The organism is Micromonospora sp. NPDC051196 (genome assembly GCF_040682415.1).
GTDB lineage: Bacteria > Actinomycetota > Actinomycetes > Mycobacteriales > Micromonosporaceae > Micromonospora.
This window is the reverse complement of sequence record NZ_JBFBAY010000001.1, coordinates 215,222-231,779: the sequence shown is the minus strand read 5'-3', so window position 1 is coordinate 231,779 and position 16,558 is coordinate 215,222. Positions and strand designations below refer to the sequence as shown.

At 70.9% G+C, this 16,558-nt stretch carries 13 protein-coding genes; 9 read left to right on the top strand and 4 right to left on the bottom strand.

Annotation, left to right across the window (positions count from 1 at the left end; translation table 11 throughout):
- Positions 1-87: 87 nt before the first annotated feature.
- Positions 88-1,074 (top strand): DUF4349 domain-containing protein, encoded by a 987-nt coding sequence (locus AB0M35_RS01110; RefSeq protein ID WP_363740236.1) that lies wholly within the window; start codon positions 88-90, stop codon positions 1,072-1,074.
- Here the strand turns inward: AB0M35_RS01110 and AB0M35_RS01105 are convergent.
- Together AB0M35_RS01105 and AB0M35_RS01100 are read right to left on the bottom strand one after the other, a co-directional pair.
- Positions 1,031-2,293, bottom strand: coding sequence for an amidohydrolase (locus AB0M35_RS01105; protein WP_363740235.1), 1,263 nt, complete (start codon positions 2,291-2,293; stop codon positions 1,031-1,033). The genes AB0M35_RS01110 and AB0M35_RS01105 overlap by 44 nt on opposite strands.
- 464 nt (positions 2,294-2,757) lie before the next feature.
- Positions 2,758-4,341: a methylmalonyl-CoA mutase family protein gene (locus AB0M35_RS01100; protein ID WP_363740234.1), complete on the bottom strand. Its 1,584-nt coding sequence runs from the start codon at positions 4,339-4,341 to the stop codon at positions 2,758-2,760.
- Between the two features lie 208 nt (positions 4,342-4,549).
- Between AB0M35_RS01100 and AB0M35_RS01095 the strand changes: the two genes are divergently transcribed.
- Both AB0M35_RS01095 and AB0M35_RS01090 read left to right on the top strand, forming a co-directional pair.
- Positions 4,550-6,697 (top strand): protein kinase, encoded by a 2,148-nt coding sequence (locus AB0M35_RS01095; protein WP_363740233.1) that lies wholly within the window; start codon positions 4,550-4,552, stop codon positions 6,695-6,697.
- 48 nt (positions 6,698-6,745) lie between these two features.
- Positions 6,746-8,410 carry a phospho-sugar mutase gene (locus AB0M35_RS01090; protein ID WP_363740232.1) on the top strand — a complete coding sequence of 555 codons (1,665 nt, stop codon included), beginning with the start codon at positions 6,746-6,748 and terminating at the stop codon, positions 8,408-8,410.
- A gap of 14 nt (positions 8,411-8,424) precedes the next feature.
- Here AB0M35_RS01090 and AB0M35_RS01085 read toward each other — a convergent pair whose 3' ends face one another.
- Positions 8,425-9,105, bottom strand: coding sequence for a GPP34 family phosphoprotein (locus AB0M35_RS01085; RefSeq protein WP_363740231.1), 681 nt, complete (start codon positions 9,103-9,105; stop codon positions 8,425-8,427).
- A gap of 143 nt (positions 9,106-9,248) precedes the next feature.
- Positions 9,249-9,881, bottom strand: a complete 633-nt coding sequence (gene upp, locus AB0M35_RS01080) for a uracil phosphoribosyltransferase (protein WP_363740230.1) — start codon at positions 9,879-9,881, stop codon at positions 9,249-9,251.
- Between the two features lie 123 nt (positions 9,882-10,004).
- On the opposite strand from upp, the gene deoC reads away from it, so the two are divergent.
- From deoC to AB0M35_RS01050, 6 genes are all read left to right on the top strand, one after another.
- Positions 10,005-10,964, top strand: a complete 960-nt coding sequence (gene deoC / locus AB0M35_RS01075; protein ID WP_363740229.1) for a deoxyribose-phosphate aldolase — start codon at positions 10,005-10,007, stop codon at positions 10,962-10,964.
- 9 nt (positions 10,965-10,973) lie between these two features.
- Positions 10,974-12,398 carry an aldehyde dehydrogenase family protein gene (locus tag AB0M35_RS01070; RefSeq protein ID WP_363741822.1) on the top strand — a complete coding sequence of 475 codons (1,425 nt, stop codon included), beginning with the start codon at positions 10,974-10,976 and terminating at the stop codon, positions 12,396-12,398.
- Positions 12,391-13,215, top strand: a complete 825-nt coding sequence (locus tag AB0M35_RS01065; RefSeq protein ID WP_363740228.1) for an aldehyde dehydrogenase family protein — start codon at positions 12,391-12,393, stop codon at positions 13,213-13,215. Before AB0M35_RS01070 ends, AB0M35_RS01065 begins: the two co-directional genes overlap by 8 nt.
- Positions 13,216-13,737: 522 nt before the next feature.
- Complete coding sequence (locus tag AB0M35_RS01060; RefSeq protein WP_363740227.1) at positions 13,738-14,214, top strand: BlaI/MecI/CopY family transcriptional regulator; 477 nt, start codon at positions 13,738-13,740, stop codon at positions 14,212-14,214.
- A gap of 10 nt (positions 14,215-14,224) precedes the next feature.
- Positions 14,225-15,130, top strand: a complete 906-nt coding sequence (locus tag AB0M35_RS01055) for a M56 family metallopeptidase (RefSeq protein ID WP_363740226.1) — start codon at positions 14,225-14,227, stop codon at positions 15,128-15,130.
- A gap of 168 nt (positions 15,131-15,298) precedes the next feature.
- Complete coding sequence (locus tag AB0M35_RS01050) at positions 15,299-16,555, top strand: cytochrome ubiquinol oxidase subunit I (RefSeq protein WP_363740225.1); 1,257 nt, start codon at positions 15,299-15,301, stop codon at positions 16,553-16,555.
- Positions 16,556-16,558: the final 3 nt, after the last annotated feature.

Here is a 16,558-nt window from a genome sequence, read left to right as displayed (position 1 = left end):
TCTCCAGCGCAGTCTGCCGGAACCCGTGGGGTGACGCGGGACGTCCGAGCTATCACCCCGCTGCGGGTCGAGGAAAGGGGAACGGGGATGGGACTGCGAAGAGTCCGTCGGCACCGGACGGCGGCGGTGGGCGCACTGCTCGCGTTGTCGCTGCTCACCGGATGCGGCAGTGGAAGCGGCACTGACGAGGCGGCCACCTCGGATTCAGGTGGCGTCGCCGGGCCGGCCATGGCCGAACGGGACGCCGCCGGTGAGCCGGCGCAGGGTGGGGCGGCGGGTACGGCGACGGACACCCGGGTCGACCAGCGTTCGATCGTCTACACCGGCTCCCTGGAGATCAGGGTGGACGATGTGGAGGCGGCAGCCCGCGACGCTGTCGCCTCGGCGACCCGAGCCGGTGGTTTCGTCGGCGGGGACCAGCGCCGCAGTACCGCGGCCGACGCGGTCGCGGAGTTGCAGTTGCGGGTGCCGGCCGACCGGTTCTACCCGGTCGTGGAGGAACTCGCCCGACTGGGCAGCCAACAGCGTCGGCAGATCGACACCCAGGACGTCACCGAGGAGACCATCGACCTGGACGCCCGGATCACCAGCCAGCGGGCCCGAGTGGACAGTGCCCGGCGGTTGCTGGCCCAGGCCGACTCGATCGGCGATCTGATCAGCCTGGAGAACGAACTGGCCCGCAGAGAGGCCGACCTCGCCTCGCTGGAGGCGAAGAAGCGGCGGCTGGCCGACCTGACCGCGCTGTCCACGATCACCGTCACCCTGGTCGGCCCGGACGCGACCACCGACGACGACGAGAACCAGCTCGGTTTCCTGGTCGGGCTCAGCGGCGGCTGGACGGTCTTCCTGGCCTCGATGACCGTCCTGTTCACCGTGCTCGGCGCAGTCCTGCCGTGGTTGCTGGTGTTCGGCGTACCGCTGGGGCTGCTGCTGTGGTGGAACCGGCGGCGTCGGCGCAACCGGCCCTCGGAGCCAGCGCTGGTCGCGCCGGTCGACACGCCGCCACCGCCGGGGGTGGCGGCGGCCGGGGTCAGCGCAGCGCCGCCAGTGCCTGGAGCGCGGTCTGCACCATGAGCCGTACACCGGTCGGGACGGCTCGCTCGTCCACGTCGAACGACGGCCGGTGCAGATCCACGTTGGGCCCGGCCCGGCCGACGCCGAGCCGGGCCAGCGCCCCGGGGACGTACTCCAGGTACCAGGAGAAGTCCTCGCCGCCCATGCTCTGCGGGGTCTCCGCGACACCCTCCGGGCCGAGGGCGGCGATGGTCGCGGCGGTCAGCACGGTGATGGCCTGGGCGTCGTTGCTGACCGGCGGGCGGCCGCGCAGGTACTCGATGTCGACCGTGGCGCCGGTCGGGGCGAGGACGTCGCGGACCACCTGCGTGACGATGTCCGGGGCGCTGTGCCAGGTGTCGCGGTCCATCACCCGCAACGTGCCGGAGGCGGACGCCTCGGACGGGATGACGTTGTACTGGGTGCCGGCGGAGGCGTGACCGAAGACCAGCAGCAGGCCGCTGTTCGCCGGCACTCGACGGCTGACCAGGGCGGGGACCTCGGTGACGAGCCGACCGAGGGCGTCGACCAGATCGACGGTCAGGTGCGGGCGGGCCGTGTGTCCACCAGGCCCGGTGAGTCGTACGGTGACGTTGTCGGCGGCGGCGGTGATCGGCCCGACCCGCAGGCCGACCCGGCCGACCGGCAGACTCGGGTCGCAGTGCAGCGCGAAGATCTGTGCCACGTCGTCGAGACCGCCCGCCTCGATAACTTCCAGCGACCCGCAGGGCAGGATCTCCTCGGCGGGCTGGAAGATCAGCCGGACTCGGCCCGGCAGTTCGCCCAGGTCGGCGAGCTGGGCGAGCAGCATGCCGACGCCGAGCATGACCGTGGTGTGCACGTCGTGACCGCAGGCGTGGCAGACGCCGTCCACCGTGGAGCGGTACGGGACGTCCTTGGTGTCGGTCAGCGGCAGCGCGTCGATGTCGGCGCGCAGCGCGACCACCGGGCCGTCCGGGCGGCCGTTGATGTCGCAGATGACCCCGTTGCCCTTCGGCAGCATTCGCGGGCTGAGCCCGGCCAGGGAGAGTTCCCGGGCGATCAGGGCGGCGGTCTCGAATTCCTCACCGGACAGTTCGGGATGCGAGTGAATGTGACGGCGGGTGGCGATCAGGCCCGGTACCCGCAGGGCGAGCAGGTGGTCCAGCTCGGCGGGCAACGGTTGGCCGCCGACCGGCGGCACTTCGGACCAGGACGCCACCAGTTGCTCGCCGGTGGGCATCGTCAACGCAGTCGTCACGTCGAATTCTCGATCACTAGAAATGGATGGATCATCGGGGACAGCAGACAGCGTAGACCCCCGATGGTAACTCTGCGCAACCTCGTTCCGGTGATGGTCGGACCGCGCAGCGTCACGTATGCCCTGCTGAGAGCGCCCGCAGCGGAGCGAGACAGCAGGTAGATCGCCGTTGAACGTCGTCATCCGCCCCTCACCTCCTACAACCTGTAATCGGGTACACGGACCGAAAATCCTTCGACGGATCATCGGCGCCATTTCCGAATTGTCGCATTAGTCGCTCGATCAACTGACCCTACGACAATTACCCGACCACACCCGGCGACGAGCGCATCGGAACGCTCACACGCGCGGTCGCCCTCCGACCGGACACCGTGTGCGTCAGAGATCAGCCGGGAGGACGCCCGCACGACCGCTCAGAGCGGAGTACCCGGGACGGGCGTCCCGACACGCAGCGCGACCGGCGGTCAGAACCGGTCGGTCGGGAGGTAGCGGCCCCAGACCTCGCGCAGTGCCCCGCACACCTCGCCGACGGTGGCCCGCAGACGCAGCGCCTCCTTCATCGGGTAGAGCACGTTGGCGTTGCCCTTGGCGGCCTCCCGCAGATCGGCCAGGACCCGCTGCACGGCGGCACCGTCACGCTCGGCGCGCAGCCGGGACAGCCGCTCGGCCTGCGCCGCCTCGATCGCCGGGTCCACCCGCAGCGGCTCGTACGGCTCCTCGGCATCGACGGCGAACCGGTTCAGCCCGACCACCACCCGCTCGCCCGAGTCGATCTCCTGGGCGATCTGATAGGCGGACTGCTCGATCTCCCGCTTCTGGAAGCCCGCCTCGATCGCCTCCACCGCCGAGCCGTGCTCGAAGACCCGGGCCATCAGGGCGTCCGCCGCCGCCTCGATCTCGGCGGTCATCGCCTCCACCACGTACGACCCGGCGAACGGGTCGACGGTGGCGGTCAGGTCCGTCTCGTACGCCAACACCTGCTGGGTACGCAGCGCCAGCCGGGCCGCCTTCTCGGTGGGCAGCGCGATCGCCTCGTCGAAGCTGTTGGTGTGCAGCGACTGGGTGCCGCCGAGCACCGCGCCGAGCCCCTGCACCGCCACCCGGACCAGGTTCACCTCGGGCTGCTGGGCGGTCAACTGCACACCCGCGGTCTGGGTGTGGAAGCGCAGCATCATCGACTTGGGGTTCTTGGCCCCGAACTCGTCGCGCATCAGCCGGGCCCAGATCCGCCGGGCCGCCCGGAACTTCGCCACCTCCTCCAGCAGGGTGGTACGGGCGACGAAGAAGAACGACAGCCGGGGGGCGAAGTCGTCCACGGCCAGCCCGGCGGCGATCGCGGCCCGGACGTACTCCACGCCGTTGGCCAGCGTGAAGGCGATCTCCTGTACGGGCGAGGCACCGGCCTCGGCCATGTGGTAACCCGAGATGGAAATGGTGTTCCACTTCGGCACCTCGGTCCGGCAGTAGCCGAACGTGTCGGCGACCAGCCGCAGCGAGGGCTTCGGCGGAAAGATGTACGTCCCCCGGGCGATGTACTCCTTGAGGATGTCGTTCTGGATGGTGCCGTTGAGCGCGGCGCCCGGCACCCCGTTCTCCTCGGCGACGAGCTGGTAGAGCAACAACAGCACCGAGCCCGGCGCGTTGATCGTCATCGAGGTGGAGACCTTGTCCAGCGGGATGCCGTCGAACAGCAGCCGCATGTCCTCGATCGAGTCGATGGCCACGCCGACCTTGCCGACCTCGCCGGAGGCGATCGGGTCGTCGGAGTCGTAGCCCATCTGGGTGGGCAGGTCGAAGGCGACCGAAAGGCCCATCGTGCCGGCCCGCAACAACTGGTGGTAACGCGCGTTGGATTCGGTGGCGGTGCCGAAGCCGGCGTACTGGCGCATGGTCCACGGACGAGACGTGTACATGGTGGGGTAGACCCCACGGGTGTACGGGAACTCGCCCGGCGCGCCCAGTCGGGAATCCAGGTCACCGGGAACGTCGCCCGCCGTGTAGACGTCCTTGATCGGGAAACCGGACTCGCTCAACCGCCGTTCACTCATCACCGGATGGTAGGACGAACGGGCCGCTCACCTGGTGAGGGGTGGCACGCATCCGGCGCCGGCAAGGCATTGACGAGAGGTGAGGGATCGCACACGTACGGTTCGGTACGGTAAACGTCCGTCGCGCCGGCTTTCGCATCGGGCGTCTGAACCAGCAAGATAGGGGGGTTGTGTCCCAGCCCCCTCGACTTCCCCCGGTGGCTTTTCTGTGACTCAGATCCCGACGTGGAGCGGCGGACCAGTCAGCACTCCCACCAATGGACGCGCGACACCCGGCACCGTCATCGGTGACCGCTACTCGCTGCGCTCGGCGGTGGGCAACGGCGGCATGGGCACGGTCTGGCGAGCCACAGACACGCTGCTGCGCCGCGACGTGGCGGTCAAGGAGGTCGTCCTCCCGCCGGGGCTGGCCCCGAGTGATCGCGACGCGATGTACGAACGCACCCTGCGCGAGGCCCGCGCCGCCGCCGCCATCGCCCACCCGGCCGTGGTGCAGGTGTACGACGTGGTCACCGAGGCGGGTCGGCCGTGGATCGTGATGGAGCTGCTGGACGCCCGCAGCCTCGCCGACATGGTGATCGAGGACGGGCCGATCGCCCAGCGGGTGGTCGCCAAGATCGGCATCGCGCTGCTCGGCGCCCTGGAGGTGGCCCACGCGATCGGTGTGCTGCACCGCGACGTCAAGCCGGCCAACGTGCTGATCTGCTCCGACGGGCGCTGCGTGCTGACCGACTTCGGGGTGGCCCGGATGCCCACCGACGTGCAGCTCACCACACCGGGCATGGTGCTCGGCTCACCGCACTTCATCTCACCCGAGCGGGCCATGGGGCAGGAGTTCGGCCCGCCCAGCGACCTGTTCTCCCTCGGCGTGACGCTCTACACAGCGGTGGAGGGACGACCGCCGTTCGACCGGGGTGACCCGATCGAGACCATGCACGCGGTGGTCGAGGACCCACCGGCCCCGCCGCAGCGCAGCGGCCCGCTGACCCGGGTGCTGATGGGCCTGCTGGAGAAGGACCCGGCCCGCCGACTCGACGTGCACACCGCCCGTGCCATGCTGCGCGAACTGCTCGCCGGCCCGCTGAGCAGCAACGCCGCCGCGGTCAACTCGATGACCGATCCGTACTCGGTGATGCAGGTGCCGCAGCCCACGCCGATCAGTGCCCCACCCACGTCGGTCAAGGCCAAGCCGTCCGGCCAGATCGGCGGCTCGGCGATGCTCGCCCCCGGCGAGTCGCTGACCGACCGGCTGGCCGCGCTGCGCCGGGGTGAGCGCCCCGGCCAGGCCACCCCGGTCAGCCCCGCCGCGATGGAGGAGACCAGCGCCGACGCCCTGGCCCGACCGGGCCAGCACGGCGCGATGTCCGCGCCACCGGTCGGCCGCACCTACGGCGGCGGTGCCGACGCCACCCGACGGATCAGCGGCGCGGACGCGACCCAGCGGATCGGTGGGGCCGACGCCACCCAACGGATCAGCGGGGCAGACGCCACCCAACGGATCAGCGGGGCAGACGCCACCCAACGGATCAGCGGGGCAGACGCCACCCAACGGATCGGCGGCGCGGACGCCACGCAACGCGTGGGGCCGGCGGCGTTCGGCTATGGCGGCGGGCCGCCGGAGGCCACCCAGCGCATCGGCGGTGACTACGGCGGTCAGTGGCCGGCGGCACCCAGCCAGCCGTACGGTGCCCGGCCGACGCCCAGCAGCGGCGGCGCGCTGGACAAGGCCAAGGCAGCCGGCACCCAGCTGGTCGGCACCGTCAAGGGCTGGCCGCGCAAGATGCAGCTCGCCGCGGCCGGCGGCCTGGTGCTGATCCTGCTGATCGGCATCGTGGCGCTCTCCGGCGGCGACGACTCGCCACCGACCACCCCGGTCGCCGACCCGTCCAATTCCGCCGACGCGGGCCCTGCCCTTGAGATGCAGGAACACTCGGGGCGCGGGGTGCAGGTGCTGGTGCCCAAGGGCTGGAAGAAGGCGACCGGTGGTGTCTACATCGACTACACCGACCCGGAGGACAGCGGCCGTCGGGTACGCATCCTCAACGAGCCGTGGCGCGGCGACTCGGCCCGCTGGGCGGAGGTCGCCGAGAACGGACTGAAGACCCGGTCGACCAGCTGCGCCAAGCCGTACAACCAGATCTCGATGGAGCAGAAGGAACTGGCCGGAAAGCCGTCGGCAGAGTTCGAGTACACCTGCGGCCAGGGCGAGGCCATGCGGCACGGTGTCTGGCACGGGGTGGCCCACGATGGCCGGATGTACTCCTTCTACCTGACCGCGAAGGACTCCCGGTTCGAGGAGAGCAAGCCGATCTACGAGGAGATGGTGAAGTCGTTCCAACTCACCAACGCCGGCTGAGTCGGGGCGACCGCCCGCGGTGGTCCGCCGTCGTGCTATCAAGAGCCAATGGCGCCGGCATCCACTGACCTTGACACCATTCGCGAGCGGGCCGAGCGCTGGCTCGCCGACGATCCGGACCCGGCCGACCGGGCGGAGTTGCAGGCGGTGCTCGACCAACTCCCGGCCAGCGCGCCGGAGCTGGCCGACCGGTTCGCCGGGCCGCTGACCTTCGGCACCGCTGGGCTGCGTGGCCCGCTGCGCGCCGGCCCGAACGGGATGAACCTCGCCGTGGTCACCCAGGCCGCCGCCGGGCTGGTCGCCTGGCTCGCGGCCCAGGGCGGCACCGGCCCACTGGTCATCGGGTACGACGCCCGGCGCGGCTCCCGGCAGTTCGCCGAGCGGACCGCCCAGGTGGCCACCGGGGCGGGACGCGCCGCCCTGCTGCTCCCCCGCCCGCTGCCCACCCCGGTGCTCGCCTACGCGGTACGGCAACTCGGGGCGGTGGCCGGGGTGATGGTGACGGCGAGCCACAACCCGCCGCAGGACAACGGCTACAAGGTGTACCTCGGTGCCGAACTCGGCGGTGCTCTGGGTGCCGGGGCGCAGATCGTGCCGCCGGCCGACGCCGGCATCGAGGCCGCCATCCGGGCGGTCGGCCCGCTCGCCGAGGTGCCGCTCGGTCCGACCGGCCAGGTGCTCGGTGACGAGCTGGTCGCCGGTTACGTGGCCCGCGCGGTCGAGGTGCTGCCCGCGGGTGGTCCGCGCGAGCTGAACGTGGCGTACACCCCGCTGCACGGCGTCGGCGCGGCCGTGCTCACCGCCGCCTTCACCGCCGCCGGGTTCCCGGTGCCCGGCGTGGTGCCCGACCAGGCCGAACCGGACCCGGACTTCCCCACCGTCAGCTTTCCCAACCCGGAGGAGCCGGGCGCGGTGGACCGGCTCGTCGCGCTCGCCGAGTCGACCGGCGCCGACCTGGCCATCGCCAACGACCCCGACGCCGACCGCTGCGCCGTCGCGGTCCACGACGGCGCAGGCTGGCGGATGTTGCGCGGCGACGAGTTGGGGGTGCTGCTCGCCGACCACCTGATGCGACGCGGGGTGATCGGCCTGTACGCCACCACCATCGTGTCGTCGTCGCTGCTGCGGGCCATGTGTACCACCCGGGGCCTGCCGTACGACGAGACGTTGACCGGGTTCAAGTGGATCGTCCGGGCCGGTGGCGGAGCCGAACCGCTGGTCTTCGGCTACGAGGAGGCGCTCGGCTACTGTGTCGCCCCGGAGCACGTCCGGGACAAGGACGGCATCACCGCCGCGCTGACCGTCGCCGAGCTGGCCGCCGGACTCAAGGCACAGGGTCGTACGCTCACCGACCGGCTGGACGAGTTGGCCGCCGAGTTCGGTGTGCACCACACCGATCAACTTTCCGTACGCGTGGACGACCTGCGCCTGATCGCCGACGCGATGGCCCGGATCCGCGCCGCCATCCCGAGCACCCTGCTCGGCCAGCCGGTCACCGAGGCACAGGATCTGCTCCCCGAGGCGGACGTGGTGATCCTGCGTACCGGCACCGCCCGGGTGGTGATCCGCCCCTCCGGCACCGAACCGAAGCTCAAGGCGTACCTCGAGGTGGTGGAGCCGGTCGCGGACGGCGACGTCGCGGCGGCCCGCTCCCGCGCGACGGCGGCCGTCGCAACACTCCGCACCGAGATAGCGCACGCCCTGGGCGTGTAAGGAAGGGCCCCTTGTTAACGCCTGCGGCGGGGGCCGAGGGCGGCCTGCACGGCACGGCCCAGGGCCGCCACCACCAGACCGACCGAAGGACGGACCACCGAGTCGCCCAGGCCGACCTCGCCGGTGAAGCCGGCCCCGCTGGCGATCTCCTCCAGCCGGTGATGTGCCTGTTCGGCAGCCTCACCGCTGAGTCCCAGGGCGGACTCCATCCGGAGTACGGCGACCAGGGTCGCCAGTGCTGCCGTCCGCTCGTCGGGTGCCGCTCCGATCAGCGCGGCGGCGAGCCGCCGCCGGGTCTCCGCCTCCACCGAGCGGTCCACCACCGGGTAGCGATGCACGTGGATGAAGCCCAACTCCGTCTCGTCGACATCGCGGACGACGCCGTGCTCACACAGGTCGCCGAGGATCCGGTCGCGCAGACCGTGCCGCAGCCGTTGCACCCAGGACGACGGACTGTGCGGGGTGTCGGCGACGATCCGGGCGAGCACGTCGTCGGTGACAGGCTCGCCGGTCGGCGTCGGGTCGACCACCGTCAGCGCCCCGTCGGCGTACGCGATCCGCCCGGCCAGGGCCAGCTCGATCAGGGCCGCCGCAGCCATCCCCAGGTCGAGGCTGATCCGCGGCATGGTCGCCTTGCCGGTCTCGTCGTCGTACGCGAGCAGAAGCAGTTCCTCGGCAAGCGGAACACCCGTCATGCCTCAGAACGCTATCCCGCCCCCCACCTCCACCCCCCCGCCTCTGCCCGTTGATCATGAGGTTGACGGCAACGCAGAGATCAACGACTGCCGCTAACCTCATGATCAACGGGGTGGGGGTGGGGTGGGGGTGGGGGTGGGGGTTAGAAGCGGGGCATGCCGCCGAATTGGCGGTCGCCGGCGTCGCCGAGGCCGGGGACGATGAACTTGCTGTCGTTGAGGCCCTGGTCGATGGCGGCGGTGACCAGGCGTAGTGGCAGGTTGGAGCGCTTGAGGCGCTCGATGCCGGCCGGGGCGGCGAGCACGCAGAGCACGGTGATGTCGGTGCAGCCGCGCTCGGCGAGCAACCGGCAGCAGTGCTCCAGCGAGCCGCCGGTGGCCAGCATCGGGTCGAGGACCAGCACCGGCAGGCCGGTCAGGTCCCGGGGCAGCGACTCCATGTAGGCGCGCGGCTCGAACGTCTCCTCGTCGCGGGCCAGCCCGACGAAGCCCATGGACGACTCCGGCAGCAGCCCCAGCGCGGCGTCGGCCATGCCGAGGCCCGCCCGCAGCACCGGAACCAGCAGCGGCGGGTTGGCCAGCCGGGTGCCCTCGGTGGCGGTCACCGGGGTCTGCACCGGGTACCGCTCGATCGGGAAGGAGCGCGCGGCCTCGTACACCAGCATGGTGGTGAGTTCGTGCAGGGCTGCCCGGAACGAGGATGAGTCGGTCCGTTCGTCCCGCATGGCGGTCAGCCGGGACTGGGCGAGCGGGTGGTCAATGACGTGTACGTCCACGATCGCTCAACCTACCCGGCGCGGAACCCTGCGCGCGGGCCCCCGGCTCGACCAGCGATCCGGCTCACCATCGGAGCGCATCGGTCAAGATCACTCGCCATTCGTCTGCGTAGACTTCGGAACATGACGGCGACAGCGACGTCGGCCCGCTCGGAACTCACCGAGTTGGGACGATCCGAGACCGCTCTGCGGACCTTCCTGCACGGCCTACCCGGCGTGGATCAGGTCGGCGCCGAGCAGCGGGCGGCCCAACTCGGCACCCGCTCCATCAAGACCACCGCCAAAGCCCAGGCCATCGACCTCGCGATCCGAATGGTCGACCTGACGACGCTGGAAGGCGCGGACACCCCGGGCAAGGTACGGGCACTCGCCGCCAAGGCGGTGCGGCCGGACCCGGCCGACTCGTCCTGCCCGCATGTCGGCGCGGTCTGCGTCTACCCCTCGATGGTCCCGTACGTGGCCGAGGTGCTGCGCGGGTCGGGCGTGCATCTGGCCAGCGTGGCGACGGCGTTTCCGTCCGGTCAGGCACCGTTGGCGGTCAAGCTCGCGGACACCCGCGCCGCCGTCGAGGCCGGCGCTGACGAGATCGACATGGTGATCAACCGGGGTGCCTTCCTGGCCGGCCGCTACCGCGAGGTCTACGACGAGATCGTGGCCACCAAGGAGGCCTGCGGGGACGCCCACCTCAAGGTGATCCTGGAGACCGGCGAGTTGGCCACCTACGACAACGTGCGCCGCGCCTCCTGGCTGGCGATGCTGGCCGGCGGCGACTTCATCAAGACCTCCACCGGGAAGGTCCCGGTCGCCGCCACCCTGCCGGTGACCCTGGTGATGCTGGAGGCGGTCCGTGACTTCCGCGCCGCCACCGGGCGGCAGGTCGGCGTGAAGCCCGCCGGCGGGATCAGGACCACCAAGGACGCCATCAAGTACCTCGTCATGGTCAACGAGACCGTGGGGCCGGACTGGCTGGACCCGGACTGGTTCCGCTTCGGCGCCTCCAGCCTGCTCAACGACCTGCTGATGCAGCGCACCAAGCTGACGACCGGTGTGTACGCCGGCCCCGACTACTTCACCCTGGACTGACACATGGGCCTGTTTGAATACGCCCCGGCGCCCGAGTCGCGCGCGATCGTCGACATCAAGCCGTCCTACGGCCTGTTCATCGACGGCGAGTTCGTCGACGGCGAAGATCGCAACAAGTCGATCAACCCCGCCTCCGAGGAGGTACTCGCCGAGGTCGCCTGGGGCGGCGCAGCGGACGTTGACCGTGCCGTCCGGGCCGCGCGGAAGGCCTACGACAAGGTCTGGGGTCCGATGCCGGGCCGGGACCGGGCCAAGTACCTGTACCGGATCGCCCGGATCATCCAGGAGCGCTCCCGCGAACTGGCCGTGCTGGAGTCGCTGGACAACGGCAAGCCGATCAAGGAGTCCCGGGACGTCGACCTGCCGCTGGTCGCCGCGCACTTCTTCTACTACGCCGGTTGGGCCGACAAGCTGAACCACGCCGGGTTCGGTGCAAACCCGCAGCCGCTCGGCGTGGCCGCCCAGGTCATCCCGTGGAACTTCCCGCTGCTGATGCTGGCCTGGAAGATCGCCCCGGCGCTGGCCGCCGGCAACACGGTGGTGTTGAAGCCCGCCGAGACCACCCCGCTGACCGCGCTGCTGTTCGCCGAGATCTGCCAGCAGGCCGACCTACCGGCCGGCGTGGTCAACATCGTCACCGGGGCCGGCGAGACCGGACGCGCACTGGTCGAGCACGACGGCGTGAACAAGATCGCCTTCACCGGCTCCACCGACGTCGGCCGGGCCATCGCCCGCGCAGTCGCCGGCAGCCGCAAGAAGCTCACCCTGGAGTTGGGCGGCAAGGCCGCCAACATCGTCTTCGACGACGCCCCGGTCGACCAGGCCGTCGAGGGCATCGTCAACGGCATCTTCTTCAACCAGGGGCACGTCTGCTGCGCCGGCTCCCGGCTGCTCATTCAGGAATCCGTCGCCGAGCAGGTGCTGGAGTCGCTCAAGCGCCGGATGGCCCAGCTGCGGGTCGGTGACCCGCTGGACAAGAACACCGACATCGGGGCGATCAACTCGGCCGACCAGCTGGCCCGGATCCGGGAGCTGACCGAGGTCGGCGCCGCCGAGGGCGCGCAGCAGTGGTCGCCGCCGTGCGAGCTGCCCGAGCGGGGCTTCTGGTTCGCGCCGACCATCTTCACCGGGGTCACCCAGGCGCACCGGATCGCCCGCGAGGAGATCTTCGGCCCGGTACTCTCCGTGCTCACCTTCCGCACCCCGGCCGAGGCCGTGGAAAAGGCCAACAACACGCCGTACGGGCTGTCGGCCGGGATCTGGACCGAGAAGGGCTCCCGGATCCTGTGGATGGCCGACCGGCTACGCGCCGGAGTGGTCTGGGCCAACACGTTCAACAAGTTCGACCCGACCTCGCCGTTCGGCGGCTACAAGGAGTCGGGCTACGGTCGCGAGGGCGGCCGGCACGGGCTGGAGGCGTACCTCAATGTCTGAGCGGGTCGCGGTACGCAAGACGTACAAGCTCTTCATCGGCGGGAAGTTCCCGCGAAGCGAGTCGGGACGGTCGTATCTCGTGCAGGACTCCAACGTGTCGCTGGCCTCCCGCAAGGACGCACGGGACGCCGTGGTCGCCGCCCGCGCCGCCGTGAAGGGCTGGGCCGGGGCGACCGCGTACAACCGGGGTCAGATCCTCTACCGGGTCGCCGAGATGCTGGAAGGCCGTCGCGAGCAGTTCGTCGTCCTGGGCGTACCCGCAGACGAGGTCGACGCCGCGACCGACCGCTGGGTCTGGTACGCGGGCTGGTCCGACAAACTGCCGCAGGTGTACGGCGGCGCGAACCCGGTCGCCGGGCCGTACTTCAATCTCTCCGCCCCCGAACCGACCGGGGTGGTGGCGTTGGTGGCCCCCGAGACACCCGCCCTGCTGGGCCTGGTCAGCGTGATCGCCCCGGCGATCGTCACCGGCAACACCGTGGTGGTGGCCGCCTCGCCGGCCGCGCCGCTGGCCGCAGTGACCCTGGCCGAGGTGCTGGCCACCTCCGACCTGCCGGGCGGAGTGGTCAACATCCTCACCGGTCGGCTGTCCGAGACCGTGCCGACGCTGGCCGCGCACATGGACGTCAACGCGATCGACCTGACCGGGGTCACCGACGCCGAACTGGCCGCCGATCTGGAGGTCAAGGCGGCGGAGAACCTCAAGCGGGTGCTCCGGCCGGTGGCGGCTGACCACGACTGGTCTGCTGATCCTGGGGTGGGGCGGATGACTGCGCTGGTGGAGACGAAGACTGTGTGGCATCCGAAGGGGGCTTGAGGTCTTCGTTGCTCTTGGGGGTTTCCGGGGGAGCCCACCCGCTCCGGGCGGTCAGGCTTGATCCCTGCGCGGGTGGGCTCCCCCGGAAACCCTGACGTGGTCCGTCCGTGGGTGCGGCTCACGGGGTCATGCCCTGCGTCGGCTCCTCCGTCGACGGGGTGGCGTCGGGCGTGATGCCGCCTTCCCGAGCCCGCTCGGTCCGGTCCGGTGTGACACCGCAACATCGGTGAAGTTGCTGGGTGCGGGCCGGGGCGATACCGCAACATCGGTGAACTTGTTGGATGCGGCCTGGCGTGAACGCTGGAGCAGGCCAGGTTCGGCATGCCCGCAACATCGCTGAAGTTGCTGGGTGCAGGCTGGGGCGATGCCGCAACATCGCTGAAGTTGCTGGGTGCAGGTGTGGGGGGACCGGACCTGCGGGGGACGGGCGATGGTTGCGGAAGGCTTAGCGACCGTGGCGGTGGGGTGGTGGAGGTATTGGTGGGGTGGGGGTGGGTCTACTACGGGGGGTAGGATTGGGGGGTGACTCGGCTGGGTGATCTTGAGCGTGCGGTGATGGACGTGTTGTGGGACACGGTGCCCGCCAGGTCGGACGGGGTCACGGTGCGCGAGGTGGCCGACGCCCTGGCCGGGCGCGAGCTGGCATACACGACGGTGATGACGGTGCTCGATCGGCTCGCCGGCAAGGGCATGGTGCAACGCGAGCGGGAGGGTCGAGCGTGGCGCTACCGCGCGGCGGCCAGCCGGGAGGCGCACATCGCCCAGCTCATGCTCGACGCGCTCGATCTCGGCGGCAGCCGGGATGCGGCGCTGGTGCGGTTCGCCCGCTCGGTCACCGGCACCGAGGCTGACGTGCTGCGCGCCGCGCTGGCGGCGGAGGCCACGACGACGTCGGGTACGAAAGGCCCGGATTCCGACGGCCTGACCGGCCGGATCGAGGCGCTCCCGGCAGACCGGGCAGCCCGTCCGGACCGGGCTGGCGAGGGCGCGGAGCGGTAGGGGCGACGCCGTGGCATACGCCCTGCACTTCACCGGCGCGATGCTGGCCTGTTGGCTGATCGCGCAGGTCCTGGCCCGCTCCACCTGGACGTGGCGCAGCCCGGGGGTGGCGATTCTCTGCTGGCAGGCGATCGGTCTGGGGGCCGGCCTGTCCGCGATGGGCATGCCGATCGCGCTCGGACTGGCGCCGTACCAGTTGGGCACCGGCAGCGCTCTGCTCGCGCTTGCGAGGGATCTGTGGCACAGCACCCTGCCGGCTGGGCTGGGCGTGGTGCACCTGGGGCTGGTGGGCGTCGGTTTCGGCATCGGCGCGGTGCTGCTCACCACGACGGTACGCAGCATCCACGGCACCGTACGCGCCCAGCGTCGGCACCGGGAGTTGTTGACCCTGGTGGCGCGGCGGGATCCGGCGGTGCCCGGAGCACTGGTGCTCGACCATCCGAGCGCGGCCGCGTACTGCCTGCCCGGCGTACGGCCTCGGGTGGTGGTCAGCGCCGGCGCGCTCGACCTGCTCGACCCGGCCGAACTGGAGGCGGTGCTCGCCCACGAGCGGGCACACGCGCAGGAGCGGCACGACCTGGTGCTGCTGCCGTTCACCGCGCTGTGTCGGGCGTTGCCCTGGCTGCGCTGGGTCCGCCAGGCGCACGAGCGGGTCGGTCTGCTGGTCGAGATGCGCGCCGACGACAAGGCCCGGGAACTGCACGCGGATGCACCGCTGGCCGGTGCGCTGCGCCGGTTCGCCGCCGCCGGGGACCGGATCCACCCGGCCGGCACGCTCGGCCTCGGAGATCGGGACCTGGACGTCCGGATGCAGCGGCTGCTGGTTACCGGACGCCCACCCCGCCTGCTCGGCGCCGCCGCGCTGGCGGTGACCAGCACCGCCGCGTACCTGCCGATCGGGCTGTTCCTGAGCTGAGCACCCAACCCACAGCCGAGCACTTTGAACCAGCGGAGTACCCGAACCTGAACCCGCAGCCGGGCACCCTGAACTAACCCTGATCCTGTCTGCTGCGCTGTCGCGCGGGCTGATATGTAGCGTCTCTACCCGTAGCCTCCCTGAGGTATCGACCTGCCCAGGAGAGCCATGGACACTCTGCTACTCGCCCGACTTCAGTTCGCCGCGACCGCCTCGATCCACTTCCTCTTCGTGGCGGTCACGCTCGGCCTGGTCACCCTGCTGGTGGGCTTACAGACCGCCTGGTTGATCACCGGCAACCCGCGCTTCGAGCGACTCACCCGGTTCTGGGGCCAGCTCTACGTGATCAATTACGTGCTCGGCATAGCCACCGGCATCGTGATGGAGTTTCAGTTCGGGCTGAACTGGAGCGGGCTGTCGCGCTACGTCGGCAACGTCTTCGGCGCCCCGCTGGCGATCGAGACCCTGGTCGCCTTCTTCCTGGAGTCGACCTTCCTCGGCATGTGGATCTTCGGGTGGCATCGGCTGCGTCGGGGCGTACACCTCGCGCTGCTGCACGGGGTCGCCCTCACCGCGTACGCCTCGGCTTTTTGGATCATGGTGGCGAACTCCTGGTTGCAGCACCCGGTCGGCTACGAGGTACGCGACGGGATCGCCCACCTGACCGACTTCTCCGCACTGCTGACCAACCCGGCGCTGTGGATGGCGCTCGGGCACGTCGTGTCGGCGGCCCTGCTCACCGGCGGGTTGCTGATGGCTGCGGTGAGCGCCTGGCACCTGAGCCGCCGCACCCCCGACTTCGACCTGTTCCGCACCTCGCTGCGGATCGGCGTGGTCACCGCCACGCTGGCGATCAGCTTGGTCCAGGGCTTCGGCTTCGCCCAGTTCGGGCCGGTGGCCTCGATGCAGCCGACCAAGCTCGACAGCACCGGCCCGGAGGCCGCGGCACTGGTCGCCGACTGGACGGCCCGGTTCGGCCCCGGCGACTACCTGCCGCCTGTCCTGGCCAACGTCGGGCTCGGCTTCATGATCCTCATCGGCTTCGGCCTCGGTCTGCTCTGGCTGCTGCTCCCACTGCTCTGGCGGGACTGGATCATCCGGCTCCGCTTCCCGCTCTGGCTGCTCATGCTCGCCCTGCCGCTGCCGTTCGTGGCCTTGATTCTCGGCTGGATCGCCCGCGAGGTGGGCCGAGCGCCCTGGGTGGCGTACGGCCTGCTGCCGGTGGACCAGGCGGTCTCCCCGATCAACCCGTGGCTGATGGCCACCTCGCTGATCGGCTTCACCCTGCTGCTCGGTGCCCTCGCCGTGACCAACTGGGTGCTGCTGGCCCGGCATGCAGCCGCCGGCGCGACCGATCCCGCCCTCGGCCGCCCGCCGATGCAGCCGCCGGCTGACGACAGCCGCACCGAGCCCGCCTTCGTCTGAGGA